Source organism: Arcanobacterium sp. (ex Cirak et al. 2026) (genome assembly GCF_053585065.1).
The window spans coordinates 13,606-29,371 of the sequence record NZ_JBQJCE010000001.1; the positions used below are offsets into that span (position 1 = coordinate 13,606).

At 53.7% G+C, this 15,766-nt stretch carries 18 protein-coding genes and 1 tRNA gene; 8 read left to right on the forward strand and 11 right to left on the reverse strand.

The window, feature by feature from the left end; all coding sequences use genetic code 11:
• Positions 1–37: 37 nt before the first annotated feature.
• From ACTOVJ_RS00070 to ACTOVJ_RS00100, 7 genes are all read right to left on the reverse strand, one after another.
• Positions 38–379 carry a hypothetical protein gene (locus ACTOVJ_RS00070; protein ID WP_449503221.1) on the reverse strand — a complete coding sequence of 114 codons (342 nt, stop codon included), beginning with the start codon at positions 377–379 and terminating at the stop codon, positions 38–40.
• A gap of 1 nt (position 380) precedes the next feature.
• On the reverse strand, positions 381–830 hold the full coding sequence (locus ACTOVJ_RS00075; protein WP_449504581.1) for a TadE/TadG family type IV pilus assembly protein: 450 nt from the start codon (positions 828–830) through the stop codon (positions 381–383).
• A gap of 143 nt (positions 831–973) precedes the next feature.
• Positions 974–1,162 (reverse strand): DUF4244 domain-containing protein, encoded by a 189-nt coding sequence (locus tag ACTOVJ_RS00080; protein WP_449502013.1) that lies wholly within the window; start codon positions 1,160–1,162, stop codon positions 974–976.
• Positions 1,163–1,370: 208 nt separating this feature from the next.
• Positions 1,371–1,955: a type II secretion system F family protein gene (locus ACTOVJ_RS00085; RefSeq protein WP_449502014.1), complete on the reverse strand. Its 585-nt coding sequence runs from the start codon at positions 1,953–1,955 to the stop codon at positions 1,371–1,373.
• Positions 1,952–2,791, reverse strand: a complete 840-nt coding sequence (locus ACTOVJ_RS00090) for a type II secretion system F family protein (protein ID WP_449504294.1) — start codon at positions 2,789–2,791, stop codon at positions 1,952–1,954. The genes ACTOVJ_RS00085 and ACTOVJ_RS00090 overlap by 4 nt, the downstream gene beginning before the upstream one ends.
• The gene (locus ACTOVJ_RS00095) at positions 2,788–3,990 is read right to left on the reverse strand and encodes a TadA family conjugal transfer-associated ATPase (protein WP_449502016.1); all 1,203 of its coding nucleotides are present in this window, start codon (positions 3,988–3,990) and stop codon (positions 2,788–2,790) included. The genes ACTOVJ_RS00090 and ACTOVJ_RS00095 overlap by 4 nt, the downstream gene beginning before the upstream one ends.
• Positions 3,987–4,949 (reverse strand): CpaE-like family protein, encoded by a 963-nt coding sequence (locus ACTOVJ_RS00100; protein ID WP_449502017.1) that lies wholly within the window; start codon positions 4,947–4,949, stop codon positions 3,987–3,989. Before ACTOVJ_RS00100 ends, ACTOVJ_RS00095 begins: the two co-directional genes overlap by 4 nt.
• Positions 4,950–5,132: 183 nt before the next feature.
• Here ACTOVJ_RS00100 and ACTOVJ_RS00105 point away from each other — a divergent pair, with 183 nt between their 5' ends.
• Together ACTOVJ_RS00105 and ACTOVJ_RS00110 are read left to right on the forward strand one after the other, a co-directional pair.
• Entirely contained in the window at positions 5,133–6,155 is a 1,023-nt protein-coding gene (locus ACTOVJ_RS00105; RefSeq protein ID WP_449504293.1) for a hypothetical protein, read from the forward strand.
• A gap of 91 nt (positions 6,156–6,246) precedes the next feature.
• Positions 6,247–7,071, forward strand: a complete 825-nt coding sequence (locus ACTOVJ_RS00110) for an alpha/beta fold hydrolase (RefSeq protein ID WP_449502019.1) — start codon at positions 6,247–6,249, stop codon at positions 7,069–7,071.
• 50 nt (positions 7,072–7,121) lie between these two features.
• On the opposite strand, the gene nth is transcribed toward ACTOVJ_RS00110, so the two are convergent.
• Positions 7,122–7,796 carry an endonuclease III gene (gene nth / locus ACTOVJ_RS00115; protein WP_449504306.1) on the reverse strand — a complete coding sequence of 225 codons (675 nt, stop codon included), beginning with the start codon at positions 7,794–7,796 and terminating at the stop codon, positions 7,122–7,124.
• A 180-nt stretch (positions 7,797–7,976) separates the two neighbouring features.
• Between nth and ACTOVJ_RS00120 the strand changes: the two genes are divergently transcribed.
• On the forward strand, positions 7,977–8,654 hold the full coding sequence (locus tag ACTOVJ_RS00120; RefSeq protein ID WP_449502020.1) for a Crp/Fnr family transcriptional regulator: 678 nt from the start codon (positions 7,977–7,979) through the stop codon (positions 8,652–8,654).
• 126 nt (positions 8,655–8,780) lie between these two features.
• Here the strand turns inward: ACTOVJ_RS00120 and ACTOVJ_RS00125 are convergent, their stop codons facing one another.
• Positions 8,781–8,936 (reverse strand): Sp36 family protein, encoded by a 156-nt coding sequence (locus ACTOVJ_RS00125; RefSeq protein WP_278012933.1) that lies wholly within the window; start codon positions 8,934–8,936, stop codon positions 8,781–8,783.
• A 23-nt stretch (positions 8,937–8,959) separates the two neighbouring features.
• A complete protein-coding gene (locus ACTOVJ_RS00130; protein ID WP_449502021.1) occupies positions 8,960–9,295 on the reverse strand; it encodes a WhiB family transcriptional regulator in 336 nt (111 codons plus the stop codon).
• A gap of 203 nt (positions 9,296–9,498) precedes the next feature.
• Between ACTOVJ_RS00130 and ACTOVJ_RS00135 the strand changes: the two genes are divergently transcribed.
• From ACTOVJ_RS00135 to ACTOVJ_RS00150, 4 genes are all read left to right on the forward strand, one after another.
• On the forward strand, positions 9,499–11,883 hold the full coding sequence (locus ACTOVJ_RS00135) for a transglycosylase domain-containing protein (protein WP_449504292.1): 2,385 nt from the start codon (positions 9,499–9,501) through the stop codon (positions 11,881–11,883).
• A 3-nt stretch (positions 11,884–11,886) separates the two neighbouring features.
• The gene (locus tag ACTOVJ_RS00140) at positions 11,887–12,840 is read left to right on the forward strand and encodes a metallophosphoesterase (RefSeq protein ID WP_449504291.1); all 954 of its coding nucleotides are present in this window, start codon (positions 11,887–11,889) and stop codon (positions 12,838–12,840) included.
• 82 nt (positions 12,841–12,922) lie between these two features.
• Positions 12,923–12,999: transfer RNA gene (locus tag ACTOVJ_RS00145), tRNA-Pro, on the forward strand.
• Positions 13,000–13,201: 202 nt separating this feature from the next.
• On the forward strand, positions 13,202–13,840 hold the full coding sequence (locus ACTOVJ_RS00150; protein WP_449504582.1) for a TetR/AcrR family transcriptional regulator: 639 nt from the start codon (positions 13,202–13,204) through the stop codon (positions 13,838–13,840).
• 55 nt (positions 13,841–13,895) lie between these two features.
• On the opposite strand, the gene ACTOVJ_RS00155 is transcribed toward ACTOVJ_RS00150, so the two are convergent.
• Complete coding sequence (locus tag ACTOVJ_RS00155) at positions 13,896–14,636, reverse strand: type I 3-dehydroquinate dehydratase (RefSeq protein ID WP_449502025.1); 741 nt, start codon at positions 14,634–14,636, stop codon at positions 13,896–13,898.
• 177 nt (positions 14,637–14,813) lie between these two features.
• Between ACTOVJ_RS00155 and ACTOVJ_RS00160 the strand changes: the two genes are divergently transcribed.
• Positions 14,814–15,740 (forward strand): DUF6636 domain-containing protein, encoded by a 927-nt coding sequence (locus ACTOVJ_RS00160; protein ID WP_449503209.1) that lies wholly within the window; start codon positions 14,814–14,816, stop codon positions 15,738–15,740.
• The last annotated feature ends 26 nt before the right edge of the window (positions 15,741–15,766 follow it).

Sequence of the window (15,766 nt, forward strand, 5' to 3'; positions counted from 1 at the left end):
ACGGCCATTCCGCAATCTACCGTTGTGTTGCCATGAATCATCGTGATGTCGACCCCTGCGCAGCAGCATCATCCGGCCCGGCCACCGCTTCTGTTTTCAGAGTTCCAGTGAGCCTTGCCCATCCAGACGGCAGTTGCGATTGGACACTGACAACATCGCCTTCAATGACACATCGCGTGTCGTAATCTTTCATCTGCTCATCGACCCATGCACATGCTGCACTCGCACTTGCGGAATTGTGGAGTATCTGTGCAGCTGAAATCGCTGCCAAATCCGCGGCATTACGCATTCTTGTCACCTGAGCGTTGAGGTTCATCGCGCCTAAGAGAATGGCAAAAATTGTCACTAATGCAGTAATTGAGCCAATTGCCACCGGCATTTTATTTCTCTCCTTGTTGCGTAATGGTTCCGGAAGAAATGCCGTTTACTCCTGGTTCAAGGACTACTCGGTGGTTAGCCGTAAACGTCATCCCAAAATATGACAGGATTCCACGCGCCGGTGCACTGACACTAACGCTGAGCAACTGCCCCGAATGCCCAATCATCACCTGAGCTTGTTCGCCAGCTACTCGACGGGCGATTGCCATCGCCTCGGACTCATTCGCTCCAAGTGAGAGCGCGCGGCTCACTTCTCTCGCCGCGTTATCAGTTGTGCTCACTCCTTGAGCCCCCACGACGCACGAGATGAGAAGAAGCACAACCAAAATAACTGCAGGCACAATGATTGCGAATTCCGCAGTGACCATGCCTCGTTCCCGTTTTACATGAACATGCCGTGTCCTTGGCAGACCACCCCACAGCACAGACGGAATTAGAACGCTTGAGTTCATTCTTCAATCCCCTTGACCTTCCACACTCCATTGCGATTGTTTCTTATCAGAGCCACATAGATGGCATTCCAATCGGCTCTAATATCACTCCGAGGGAGAACAATGGCGGGGAGAGGTGCACAGTTCCTCTCCCCGCCCGTCTCTCAGATAAATGAGGAGAAGAGAGTCTTAAAGAGCGAAGCAATTAACTCCTTGAACCAGTCCTGTTGGAAGATCCAAATTAAGACTCCAGCCGCAGATGTTGTCGCCACCGTGCCCACGGCATACTCTGCTGAAACCATTCCATCTTCCACTTTACGGCCAGCGAACTTTGCCCAGAGATTCTTCATCATTGTCGTGTCCTTTTCTTCCCCTGTGTCAGGGATTCCAGCCTCCGATAGGGAGGAATTTTTCTCGTATCTGACGCAATATGAATGAGTTCTTCTCACTTTTTCTTGCGACACATATATTTTGATTCATTTTGACATCAATAAATCGCATTAGTTTCTAAATTGTGGAAGAAAATAACACCAAGCTCCACTGTGGATAAACCCTCTGATCTCACAGCACCTTCTGAGCAAAAGAAACAACCACTGGTACCACTCCAAGGCAGATAAATGCCGGAAGAAAACACAGACCAAGCGGTAGCACAAGTTGACTCCCCAGTTTTGCGGCAGCCTCTTTTGCTCGACGCGCCCGCGTCACTCGCAAAGTTTGAGCAGATCTCTGTAGCAGTGGGACGGGAGCAGCACCATCAATCCAGGCCGGTGCAAGTGCGTCACGTAGCCTGCGAAAGCCTTCCCAACTCCCTTCCCACGCCTCGGACCAACTCGCTCCCATCACGAGTCTGCCTGCTACTTCACTCAGCGACGTATCACGGCGAGGTTCGGAATTTACTTTCCACAATCCCAGATGTCTTTTCCGATGAAACCTTCGTTCCTCACGAACATCGCGCCCCGAGGCAAGCGCATGATCAACAGCCCTCAAGCAAGAAGGAATAGAGACACCAACGCTCAGAGCTGCGATCGCCAGATCCAGCACAACACTGGGATCAACCACCCCGAGAGGTCGGGTCGAACGTACCCGCTGTCTTCCCGTCGGCACCCACCAGGCGCTCGTTGCCAGGACTAACAACACCCATATCATTCCACTACCTCTTTCTCCTGAGCATTCTTCACCATCCGAACGACCGTCCAAATACCAGCAAGCTCGAAAAACACTCCTGCACCCAACACGGCTTTCCCAACAGTTGTATGTGCAAACTCGATCACGCTAATGCCAAGCATTGAGGCAAGAAAGATGCCAAATATCGGCAACGCTGCCAACATTCGAGCGCTCGTAATCGGCCCTGCAAGGGCAACGTCGCGGGCAGACTTCGCTTCCCCTGTCTCAGTAATTCCGTCGGCACAGGTTTCCAGAATCTCGGCCATCGGAGCACCCGTAGCGTTGCCCATCCGGCACACAGCGAACGTTGCAGGCAGTGTGGCCTCAACGATCGCGCTCACCCCCAACTTCCGCCGTTGAATCGCCCCAGCGTTCCACAGCTCCATCAGCACCACTGGTATACCGTCGTCATCAAGCGCAGCTGTCGCACGAGTTCGAGTCATGCTCAACACAGAATGTCCAACGTCGGCGCTGCCGCGATTCTTTCCACGCCATAGGCGAGGTTTCCACCGCAGTCGGGATAAAGAACTGCCATCTGCACCCGCAGGAAAACGGGATAACTGACCCAACCCGACACTTTCCAGGGCACTCGCCCACGCGTGTTCGATTGTGGCGCCCGAACGCAATCGGGTGGCGACCTGTGTCATCAACATGCCCATATCAAGCTCATGTGTCTTTCGCTCTCTCCGAGGAAAAAGAAAGACATGCCGCTGCGGTCGTGTCTCACGCGCTGCATCATTCGTCCGAGTAGATCGAACCGGAGGCACGCTCACCCAGACGACGCCGAGTAACAGAGCTCCCCACAACATCCACATCATTGTCCAGCCCCACATACGTCAGCCACAGTAATTCCCAGACGTTCGCAAAGCTTGCCTGCTCCAGAACCAGCGATCACTCGCTCACCAGTGACTCTTCTCTTCTCACCCGATCCACCCCCACCCATCTCAACACAGAAAGCTTCCCGAGCCACCAGCTCTGAATGCACACGCTCAAGAACAGCAATTTGCGCCAAGAAGCGCCGGCTCCCCTGCCTTTTCACGTGAATAACAGCGTCCAGCGCAGAAGCAGCTTGAGCAGCAACGGTTGCCTCATCCATCCGGGCAAGCGCGCCGAGCGCAGTCAAACGGGATGGCACATCTACCGCAGAATTGGCATGAATCGTAGCCCAGCCACCTTCGTGCCCAGTATTGAGCGCACCAAGCACATCACGAACCTCGCCACCACGACATTCCCCCAAAATAATGCGGTCAGGACGCATTCGCATCGCTGCCCGCACTAAATCACTCATGCTCACTTCGCCAACTCCTTGCACATTGGCTCGACGGACTTGAAGGTGGACAACATGTGGATGGGCCGGTGCTAGTTCGGCAGACTCTTCAATCACCAAAATTCGTTCATTGGGAGGAATGAGCTGGAGAATCGCATTCAAAAATGTTGTCTTTCCCGCTCCTGTCGCACCAGAGATCATCGCATTTGCCTTCGCCGCAACAGCAGCTCGCGCAATCACCGCAAATCCCGCGGGAACAGATCCGTTGGCAACCAGCTCATCCAACGTCAATTTTCGAGTGCGGTGCGTTCGCAGAGAAATCAGAGTACCCTCAGCAGCCAACGGCGGCACTAACGCATGAAGACGCACTCCCGAAGCAAAAGTCCCGTCAACAATTGGTGAGGCATCATCCAAACGCTGACCACAGCCTGCAGCAAGCCGAACCGCGAGCGCCCGCACCCCTTCTTCATTCGCAAGCTGAGGATCAGTGCACGAAACTTTTTCCATCCCCTTTCCCCGATCCACCCACAACGCGCCAGGCCCATTGACGACAACATCAGTGACATCTGGATCCTCAAGAAGAGGCCCGATTGTTTCACCAGCGCCTTCAATTTGATGCCTGACAGCGATGTCGAGGCCTGCTAACTCATCGGTAGAGCGCGCACTGACTTCACATAGTGCATGGCTCATCGACATACCGGCCGCAAGGCGCCGGCGAATAGAATCCATTTGCGTGGGAGAAAGTTTCATCCTCTTTTTCCTTTAAGGTAGCGAACAATCTGTGCCACATCCTTTGCTACCGACGAGCGCTTGCGACTTCCTGGGGAAAGCCCATGATCGACGTCGGCACTGAAGTTTCGCATCTGAGACAGCCCAAAACATTCACGTTCGAGAACCCCCGCGATGTGCGCGAGTCTGCCTGCGGAACTGGTCGCTACAACCGGCACGGCGTTATGTCCGATCCGTTCCAATGCGACTTTCGCCCCTGCTACACCGACTTCCGACGCCGGTGTCACCATTACCACCGCATCACACCAGTCGAGCACGCTCCGAGTTTCACTCATCACTGCTGTCGCAAGATCGACGACGGTGATAGGGCAAATCTGTGCAACTGCAGAAATTGCACGGATCCCCACATCACCCGTGGGAAAACTTCCTCGCTCATCACTGGAAAGAACTCTGACACCGTTCCACACAGGAAGAGATTCGACAAGGCGTCCCGCCAGTAAGCCGCCGCTACGAGCGACATCGGCCCAGCGCGTCCCTGCTTGCTCGTGGATCGACAACACCAAGTCGATTCCCGCAGAGGCCGGGTTTGCATCAACCAATCCTGTTCCTTCCCCACATTCGCGCGCGATCATCGCTGCAAGACTGGTAGTTCCCACACCACCAGCGCTTGCGCACACCCCAATGACATGGCCGCGCAATGTTGCCCCCACTGACACCATCAGTTCGAGGATGTCGGCAGTATCGGTGCGCAAATCGAGTTCAACCCGCCCCTGCGCAAAATACGGCGCAAACATTTCATGGAAATAGGCCAGAACATGTCCGTCCCTCGCACCCTCACACGTAAAGTTCAGCACGCCCACGGCACCCGATGTTCGCGTTATATCAATTCCAACGAGAGAGGCCAATCGTCCTAACTCATCAAAAACTCTGTCAGCTGGGCCGTGGTAGACGGCCGATTCGCAATTCAATGTTGTGTCCATGTACGCACTCTTGTGCCTTGTGTCCCCGGCGCGCTACGATCACACAAATTCTGTGGATAACTGCAATTTCCACAACAGTTACCGCCCACTTTTGCATCATGAGTGCACTTCGCCGGGCGCGTCATCACCACAACCGGCGAACTCACCGTTACCGTGGGAAAGAGTCGACATTGAGGAGGACACGTGAGCACGCCAACCGACCCCTATAACTCCACAAAGGGCACACCCGCAGAGGACACCTTTCTCGAACCGCTTGAGGAAGAAATACCCGCCGGTGATTTACATTTTTCCAATCCCGCCTCCCAAAAAGCTACCTCGGGTGAAGCACCTGCTGAGCCGCTCGCCCCACTTCCGGCACATTCCAAGTTTGAACGCCACGCTTGGGATAATGCAGCCAATGATGACCTTCCCACTCATGATGAGCCTCAATACATGACGGAAGAACACAGCAGCAGCAGTGACGCTCACCCTGTCAATTTCTCCGACGCCGATGTTCCAGCAGACGACCATGCGGTGACTCGCACTTCAGTCATCTCAGCGGCCAATATGGAATTCGCTCCTCTACGCGAGTTTGAAAGTGAGGAGACATCTCCATTCACTGCCTCGGAATTCGAATCCACTCCAGCCCGTCATGATGAGTGGAGGCACGCTCCTGAAACTCTCCCTGTCGCGGCAGACGCTGATCCAGAAACGACACCACAACCATCTTCTGTACTCGAACCCAAGAAAAGCCGAGGATGGGCACACGTCGGCTCCTTCTTCGTCGTCCTCCTTCTCCTGCCCGTCGCCTGGTATCTCCTCGAAGATTCGGCAGCGCGCCTCCAGACCAGCGCATTGAGCGACGCCGCTACTCTGAACACGCTAGGCCTGGCTGAATTGACTGGAGCCTTTGCCACCCTTGCCTTGTTGTGGATGAACATCCGAAAGTCGGCACTTGGCGCCATTTTCTGGGGTACTCTTGTCGCAATTGCAGGGGTAGTTGGCGTGTGTATGCCGTCGCTCGTAAAGCAGCTTACCGATGCCATTGCAGACCCGTTCGGCACCTATAATGCTTTCACTGGCAACGTGGTGTATCACGTAACCAATTCTTCAGTTAATGGTCACCTTGCACTATGCGGCTTCGCTGTCATGATCACGGGAATCGTGGTTCACCACACCAGACCACATAAGGCTGGGTCGACTCAGATGGACTTCGTCGGAGAATAGTTTGCCTGCCGATACATCTTGCATCACTCTTCCCGGCCCGTGGGAACACAAATTCGTTCAAGCTAACGGCGCCCAGTTTCACCTGGCACATATGGGCGAATTTTCCAAGGAATTGCCACTTGTTCTGCTAGTACACGGATTTCCACAATATTGGTGGACCTGGCGACACCAACTCGCACCACTTGCCGACGCCGGTTTCAACGTTACGGCAATCGACATGCGTGGCGTCGGTGGTTCCGACAAAACACCCGGAGTAGTCGATTCCCTCACCCTTGCTGAGGACCTCGTCGCTCTGGTTCGTACACTCGGATACGAGCACGCCGTCCTCGTCGGCCACGGACGGGGAGGCGAGCACGCGTGGACAGCAGCGGCTCTCGCTCCAAACCTCATTCAAGGCCTGGTCACGGTGTCATCGCCGCATCCGCGCACTCTCCAGCGAATTGGCTTCCACGTAACCTTCAAAACTTGGCGACATTCACTGGCCACCATCTTGCCTGTCACAGGAAAGAAATACTTAGCGAACTCGCAACGAGTAGAAGATTTCCTTGTCACATGGAGCGCGCCCGGCAATACGGGCGCATCCGCAGAATCGCATCACTACGCTGCCGCAATGGCTCTTCCTGGAGCTGCGGGACTCGCTCTCGAACGACTTCGCTGGAGTTGGGCAGGTCAGTTACGAGCACGCGGACGAGAGTATTTATCTGTGTCGCGCACCCCCGTGACTGCTCCTGTTCTGGCAATTCGCGGCGAACTGGACCCGTTGCTTCCCCCACGAGCCTGGGCTAAGGATCGCGATTTCGCTCACGGTCCGTACACAAAAGTCCAGATTCCTCATGCGGGTCATTTTGTTCCCGAAGAACAACCGACACGTTTTAACGAGGTTCTCCTCAGGTTCTTGAACGACGTACGCCCATAGCACTGCGCCGCGATGTCGGCGCGGTCATTCTCAGAGCGTGCAATTCACCCTTAATCCAAGGGAAAAGACGGACAAAGATCTGCCATCGGGCACTGATGACAGTCTGGTTTTCTCGAATGACAGATGGCGCGTCCGTGATCGATCGTGCGGTGACAGGTGATCGTCCAAATCTCAGGTGGAAGAATTTTTGCGATTTCCATTTCGGCTTTGACAGGATCTGTCTCACGCGTCCACCCCCAGCGACGAGAAAGTCGGCCCACATGCGTATCAACAGTAATTCCCGGCTTTCCGAACCAGTTCCCCAGGACAACGTTCGCAGTTTTTCTTCCGACGCCAGGTAACGTCACGAGTTCGTCGAGTGTAGCGGGGACTTCGCCGTCGAACTCCTCAATGAGGCCAATAGATAAACCATGCAGTGAGCGAGCCTTGGCTCGGAAAAACCCCAACGGATGGAGGATTTCTTCGAGGTCTTCTTGGCGTGCTTGAGCCATCGTATACGGATCCGGGTAGGCAGAAAAAAGTGACGGCGTGATGGAGTTGACTCTTGCATCTGTGGTCTGGGCAGAAAGAACAGTCGCGACCAAAAGTTCGAATCCATTGGTGAAATCAAGAGCACACCGCGAATGAGGATAGATTTCAGCAAGGCGATCAGTGATTGACTTCGCCTGTTCCTGACGCGCGGCGTATGCGCGTGGACGCGGAGGGAACTTCTCTTTCTTCACCATCACATTTGCCTTCCTTGTCTTGTCTTCTTCCAGTCTAGCGTGACAAGTTTTCTCCGACGCTGAACGAGGTCGAAAATTTGTGTCATCCGTGACATCATTAGATCAGTATGACCTCTCACACACCGGGTAACACGTCCGGTTCGTGCGCGGGGTGGGGATTTTGACCAGAAAGGAATGCTCATGGATTCCAGCGTTCTTGCGAACGTCGAGCTCTTCAAGGAACTCACCGAAGAAGATCGCGTGGCGCTCGCTGCACTTATGTCGGAGACCAGCCTCAAGCGCGGCGAATCACTCTTCCACGAAGGTGACGACGGCGACCGATTGTACGTTGTGACCGAAGGTAAAGTGAAGCTCTCGCATACCGCCGACGACGGGCGCGAAAACCTCATTGCTGTTTTAGGGCCGGGTGAGATCATTGGCGAACTGACGCTGTTCGATCTCGGCAATCGTTCCTCCACCGTCACCGCGATTGCTCCGACTCACCTGCTGTCACTGTCGCACAAGGACATGATGACGTACATCGAGGATCACCCAGCAATGGCAAAGGCAATGCTCAAAGAACTGGCCAAGCGTCTGCGCACCACAAACTCACAGATGGCAGACCTCGTGTTCTCCGATGTTCCCGGCCGCGTTGCCAAGGCTCTCCTTGATCTGGCAGAGCGCTTCGGTGAACGCACACCTGAAGGCATTTTTGTTGCACATGATCTCACACAAGAAGAACTTGCACACTTGGTCGGAGCTTCACGTGAAACAGTGAACAAGTCGCTTGCCGATTTCACTTCCCGTGGATGGATCCGCCTCGAAGGCCGCGCTGTTTTACTGATGCAGATCGGCCGTCTTCAGCGTCGTGCCCACTGATTTTTAACTGAACTCCTGGTTGAGGGGCAGACCCATTCGGGTCTGCCCCTCAACCAGCAGAACCGCACACTGTATTCTCCACTGGCGTGCTCTAACGAACGATCCTCATCGGCATCGGCACGATCCTTACTCTTTGGGTCGCTTCAAATAAGCAACCAACGATGTCTCGTTCGGTCCGGGAAGGACAGTGACAAGTTCCCAGCCTTCGCTGCCCCAGGTGTCAAGAATTGCTTTCGTGTTATGAATGAGCAACGGAATCGTCGCGTACTCCCAAATAGTCATGACCCAAGATTAACCTGAAGCAATCACGCAGAGCGAATCTCCGCTAAACGTGGGATTCGACCCTCGCGAATTTCTGAAATCACAAAATCATCAGATTCAGCGAGAGTGGATGACCAGCTTTCAACATCCGCGTATCGGCGCAAGAGCACACGCCTCTCGCGTTCGGTCATTCCACCCCACACTCCAAAATTCGCCTCGGAATCGAGAGCCTCAGCCAGACATATCAGTCGAACAGGGCATTGCGCACACAACTTACGAAGGTCACGCTGTGCCGCTCCTTGCACGAAAAGAGCATCTGGATCTGTGTCCGCGCAAGCTGCTGCAGCGGTCCACGAAGTTTCTGCGTAAGAGAAAGACATACAAACTCCTCTGGCGTCATTGCCTTTTGAGTGGCCACATTTTCTGCGACTTATTCATATTAACGCCTCATTGCACTAATAGCACACCGAAGCTTCACAAAGGTGGTACGCTATGCACTTTTGACCGTGTTTGGCACTGCAAGTAAGACGCGAAATAGGCGACACCCTCTCGCTAATACACACAAACACAGTATCCTAGGTTCATGGCTGAAAACCGCAATCTGAGTGGACAATCGATTTTTGCCGCGATCGTGGCTTTCCTTTTGCTGTGCACAGTGGGAGGATCCTTGCTTGCCGCAACCGCGATTCCCTTTACTGCCGCCACAGGCACCGCCGCAAACGCTGTGACGAGCACATTCGAAACTCTTCCCTCGAAGATTGACTTTTCCCATCCGTCGGAACAGTCCACGCTGTACTCCGCGGACGGCAAAAAGATCGCTTCGTTTTACTCAGAGAATCGCATCATTGTCGATTCCAGCCAGATCTCACCATTGATTAAAAATGCGGCAGTAGCGATCGAAGATCAGCGTTTCTATCAACACCACGGCCTGGATGTGAAGGGCGTCGTCGGCGCAATCATTAACAACGCCTCCGGTAATTCAATCGCAGGCGGTTCCACGATTACTCAACAGTTCGTGAAAAACACCCTGCTGGAAGAAGGCCGAATTTCTGGCGACACTAACCAAATTCAAGCAGCGACCGAACGCTCCTTGAGCCGTAAGCTCAACGAAGCCCGCTACGCCGTCGCTGTTGAAAATAAGCTCAGCAAAGATGAAATTCTCACTGGCTACCTCAACGTGGCACAGTTTGGCCCCTCACAGTGGGGCGTCGAGGCAGCCTCCCAGTATTTCTATGGAAAACACGCCAAAGACGTCACCCTCCCCCAGGCTGCAATGCTCGCTGGTATTACCCAGTCACCAGGAAAATGGAATCCTGTCAAGAATCCTGACCTAGCAAAGAAGCGACGCGATACTGTCCTCGCCAAGATGAACCAGCTCGGTATGATTTCCGAAAAAGACATGCGAGCAGCAATCGATACACCAATCAAGGACATGCTTCACGTAACGTCGTCTGTTAACGGTTGTGCAGCCGCAGGCGATAATGCGTATTTCTGTGAACTAGTGACAAAGCAACTTCTCGAATCACCTATTTTGGGTAAGAATCGTGATGAGCGCCTTGCGGCTCTCTACCGCGGCGGTCTTCAAATCCAGACCACTTTGGATCTGAAGAAGCAAGATGCAGCTCATACGGCACTGATCACACAAACCCCGATCGATGACCCTTCCTCAATCGAAATGGCGATGACTTCTGTGGAGCCAGGGACCGGGAAAATCGTGGCCATGGCGCAAAACACGCGCTATGGCAATCCCACCGATGAAGATCCCGATCAGACCAAGCTCAATCTCAATGTCGGAGAGGACATGGGAGGCGGAATTGGCTACCTCGGTGGATCAACCTTCAAGGCCTACACCCTTGTTCAGTGGCTCAAAGATGGGCGTTCTCCTTTTGACTACGTCAACTCAACCCAGCGAACCTTCTCGCGTGATTCATGGAATATTCCCTGTGCTCCTGGATACGCTGACGAATACACACCACAGAATCTTGACGGCCTGGGGTATGCGCGCGGCCAGCTGACGGTAAAGGACATCATTCGCCGCTCAATTAATGCTGGTTCTGTCGCCATGGGCAATAAAGAAAACTTATGTGCCCTGAGCGATACAGTCACTGCAATGGGTCTCAAGCGCGGTGAGATTGCGCGTGAAGATTCCAAGTCCTCCCGGTTCACCCGCAACCAGCGTGGCGACCTCGTAAAGAATGGGGAAATCCTTCCTCTCGATTTGAACCCGTCAATGCTCCTAGGGTCAAACGCAGTGACGCCACTGGCACAAGCAACTGCGATGGCCACCCTTGCGGCAGAAGGGAAGTCATGCAAGCCTATCGCTTTCACCGAAATTAAGGACACGAAAGGCAATGTGATCGGCAAACAAGATCCACAGTGTCGCCAAGTCCTTGACAAGGAAGTAGCACAAAAAGCCACCTACGTATTGAAGTCTGTTGTGGCACCAGGATACACCGGCGAAGAAGCCGTCCTCAAAAATGGACGTCCGGCTGCCGGTAAGACGGGTACCGCAAATAATGACTACGCCGCATGGTTCATCGGCTACACGCCTCAGCTCGCAACTGCTGTCTGGCAGGGACACATGGAGGGCCTCGTGTCCATGTTTAACACTCGGATTAACGGGGTCTTCCATTCCGAAGTCTTTGGTGGCCTCTACCCTGCTCGCGCCTTCAAGATGTATAACGATGCAGCACTTGACGGAATGCCAATCATTAACTTCACAACTCCGTCGGACTTAGCCAGCCTCTCGCGTGAACCAGATTCATCCTATGGCTCACAGGCGAAAACTCCCCGACGTGTGGCTACAGAATCTGCGCCGTCGACATCAGACAACACAACTCCTGACGACACCACGCCGTCCCAAGAATCGAAGGAAAAGACACCCAAGAAGCCGGCTCCACGGCAGAATCCTCCGCGTGAGAAGTCTGCCCCCAACACACTCGATTCTTCCAACGACAACAGGAAATAAGTGATGAAGTTTTTGACGGCCGCGTTCAGTGCCGCAGCAACGGCCGGCGTGGCCGTCAGTTTGTTCGCTTATGCTCATGCTCACCGTTACGTCGTGCGACACAGGCGCCTCGATATCGCCGACGCCGTAGCTCACGCACCATCACAGGAGGGCCTTCCCCCGCTACGTATTCTCCATCTGTCGGATATGCACCTCATCGCGGCAGATAAATCCCGAGCAGATTTTTTACGATCATTGCGCCACGAGAATCCAGATTTCGTGATTGCCACGGGCGATTTCGTTGGCGAGAATGCGGGAATTCAGGCGGTTCTCGATGCCCTCGATCCGCTACTTGATCTTCCTGGCGCTTTTGTTTTCGGATCAAACGACTACTACGGTTCGCGGCCAAAAAATCCTTTCTCGTATTTGATTCGAGATTCGAGCAGCGACGGCCATACGAATCGAGCAGTACTTGATTCACATTTTTTGCGCAGCGGATTGACAGGCCGAGGATGGTTCGACCTCACGAACACGACAGCCGCAACAACAGTGGCCGGACACAATCTGGAACTTTTCGGCGTCGACGACCCACATATGGGACGCGACAGAATGCCGCACCTTCAAAAGCGCCCCGATGGCGTGATTCGCATCGGTGTAACACATGCCCCGTACGTCTCGGTGCTTGATGAGATGCACGCAGCCCAAGCTCAGATCATTTTCTCAGGTCACACGCATGGCGGCCAGGTGTCGCTCCCCGGTGGTCGAGCTTTAGTCACAAACTGCGATCTGCCAACTCCTTTCGCTCACGGACTTTTCCAGTGGCCACCGAGCGGCACGGTCATTACTACCGACGGCGATATGCACTTGCCGCCCGACGCTACAGCGGTCTCCCTGTCGGCAGGAATCGGCACATCTCCATACGTGCCGTTGCGGCTTTTCACCGCGCCTGAAGCGATCATCATCGATATCGACAAATAAAATGTGGGTGGTCTGCGCCACTCAGTTTTGCGTTTGGTATTTTGCTGATTTGTCGGCTAAACTAAACGAGTTGCAACGGCAACGGGGTGTGGCGCAGCTTGGTAGCGCGCTTCGTTCGGGACGAAGAGGCCGTGGGTTCAAATCCCGCCACCCCGACCAAAATGTTCCCGGTGTTCCAGCGAAAGCGGATACCGGGATTTTTCTTTCCCCAACACTGCTCTAGGACATTAGTCCAGACTCTCACTGTGTAGCTGAGAAGCGCACTACCCCACGCAAGGAAATGACAACTACGCTATTAGTGTCAGCCATACTCCCCTGTAGACTTGAGATATCACCGCACAACACAAGGAAGTAGAATCCCATGCCGAAGATTATCGGTTCAAATTTGGCTGAGCATCGCGAACGGACCCGCGATGCTCTTTTTGGCGCACTCCAACGCCTTATGGAGGAACGTGGATTTGACGGTATTACAATGTCAGATCTTGCACGTGAAGCGGGGATCGGACGCACAGCAATTTACAACCACGTTCACGACAAAGAAGATCTCTTGATGGAGTTCGTTGCCCACGAGATCTCGGTCTATGTTGAAAACGTCCAAAAGTCACTAGCAACTACCGCAAATCCGATCGATCAACTTCGGATTTTCGTCCGCTCGCAGCTTCTTCAGGAGCGCGCTTACCTTCGTGCTCCTGGCCCACCACTTACCCAAGTTGTCTCACCGGAAGCTGCGTGTCAGATGGGTAAGCATATTGCGCAGTCGTCAAAAATTCTCCGAGGAATCATCCACGCATGTATCAATAATGATCTCGCCCCTCAGCAAGATGTTGGCACCGCCATCACATTGATTAATGGAGCTCTAACCGGACGCCGTATTCCAAAAGAAGAGCCAGAACGTTCCATGTTCTTCGACGCTGCTGAACGATTTGTTGTACGCGCAATTGGAGCAGACGCAAACGGAAAGCTCACAGGTCTCGGACCAATTCCCGCGTGCTCCTGGTAAAGGATGTGTGGGCTTCGGCAGTTTCCGAAGCCCACACATCCTTGAGACTCTTCATTCAGAGCCGGATCTCGTTGACCTTCTCACGCAATGCTTCAGGCGAAATCAAACGTGGTTTCGCTGGATGCCCAGCGGGCACGAAAGTTGCAACAGAGCCATGTTGAAGAGCCTCATAACGTGAGGGAACACCGATCACACCCTGTGCATATGAGATCAGAGGATGCGCTGGATCGTATACCTCATCGAGCACCTTGTAAAGACGATCACGATCGCTCTCCTGTCGAGCTGACACAACAAACTTGACAACGTCAGCACCAACCTCACGCATTTCCTCGATCATCAGTTGCATCACTTCATCATCCGGAGTATCGGCGCTCTCATGGTGAGAGACCATCGTGGCGTACCCGGCTTCTTTTGCACGCCGAACAAACTCTGCAACCTGAGGCATCGTGAATTCACAATCAATTGCCACACGTTCAGGATCTACTTGCAGGCGCATCAACACATCGAAAAGCTCAGCAAAGAGTAAGCGCATACGACCGTCACTCAGTTCAACAGTGCCTCCCTCGCTCAAGGTTCGGATCGTCAACAAAAACGGCAAATCCGTACTCGCGAGCATATCGGGAATCATGTCGTGCGCGATCGCGGTGATCGACGGGTTCGGATGGCTCGCAATCATAAAATCGATTCGCCATTCAAAAATATCTGCAACGTCGCAACTGTCAGCAATCTCTTCGAGCACCACCGCCTTCGTCGTCCCGACGAGCGGCACCACAATTGAATCTGGTCCAAACTCCATGATCCTCCTTCCGATTTGTCAATGTTACCTAATCGCACCCATCGCATCTCTTTTCTTTCCACAACGCGAACAGCGGTATCCACAATGTGAATATTCCTGCATAACTCAGCGATGACGTGGTCAAAAATTCGTCCGCGACACCCCACGTGCTTTAGAGTGGTCACTAAGGAGGAAAACGTGAGCGTTAACGACTTTTTCAAGAATGCGCCAGAAAGCGACACCCCAATGCCACCGCATAGCACCGATCCACATCCACATTCGATGGGATCCTTGACCGCTGCCGTCATGACTGGAAAACGTCCCTTATACCTTTTGATCGGAGCTGCAGCACTCCTCGTTCTCGTCATTACTCTGGTGTTCTCGATGGTGATTTTCCAGGGACGAAACCTGGCCGGCTCGGCTCAAGAACCGCGCCCATCGATTACTGACCACGTAAGCGCATCGCCGCCCCCACAATCCACAGACTCAGAATCGAATCACCCCATCCCCGTCGATACCCCGGCCTCAATTGCTGAGCACACAGGATGCGATTCACCGGCTGCCGACGCGGAAAAACTCTCGGCTTACGTTTCTTATGTCGCCACGGAAGGCACATGGAACGACGACATGAAAAATTCCGTGACCGCTGCCCTCAAAGACATTGATTCCCACTGCCCCAAGTCCTACTCATTGAGCCTCCTTGGTGCTTTGGCAGAATCTCAGATTGCCCCACAGCTCAATGCACTGGCCGCAAACGGTGCGTGGATCACGCCTGCACGCCCGCTCCCCCAAGGAGGTATCGAGGCCACAAACTTCACCTCTCCGGCAAAGAATATTCACTGCGCACTGTCGGGCGAAAACCTCATGTGCTCGATCAATGTTTACGATTATCCCTCCACACCCTCAAGTTGCGAAGGAAAAACGCAAACCTACACACTGACCCCAAAGGGCGAGATCAGCGAAGGCTGCCAAACTAAAGTTACGGCAACCAAGGTACTTGATTACGGCAACTCTGTGAGTGTCAAAGGTTACGGATGCACTGTCGAAAAAGATGGAGTGACCTGCTGGAATGCACTCTCCGGGAAGGGGTTCACTCTCAAACGTGCCTCGGAGAACCTGTTCTAAATCATCGAGAAGTTCGCCTGACTCGC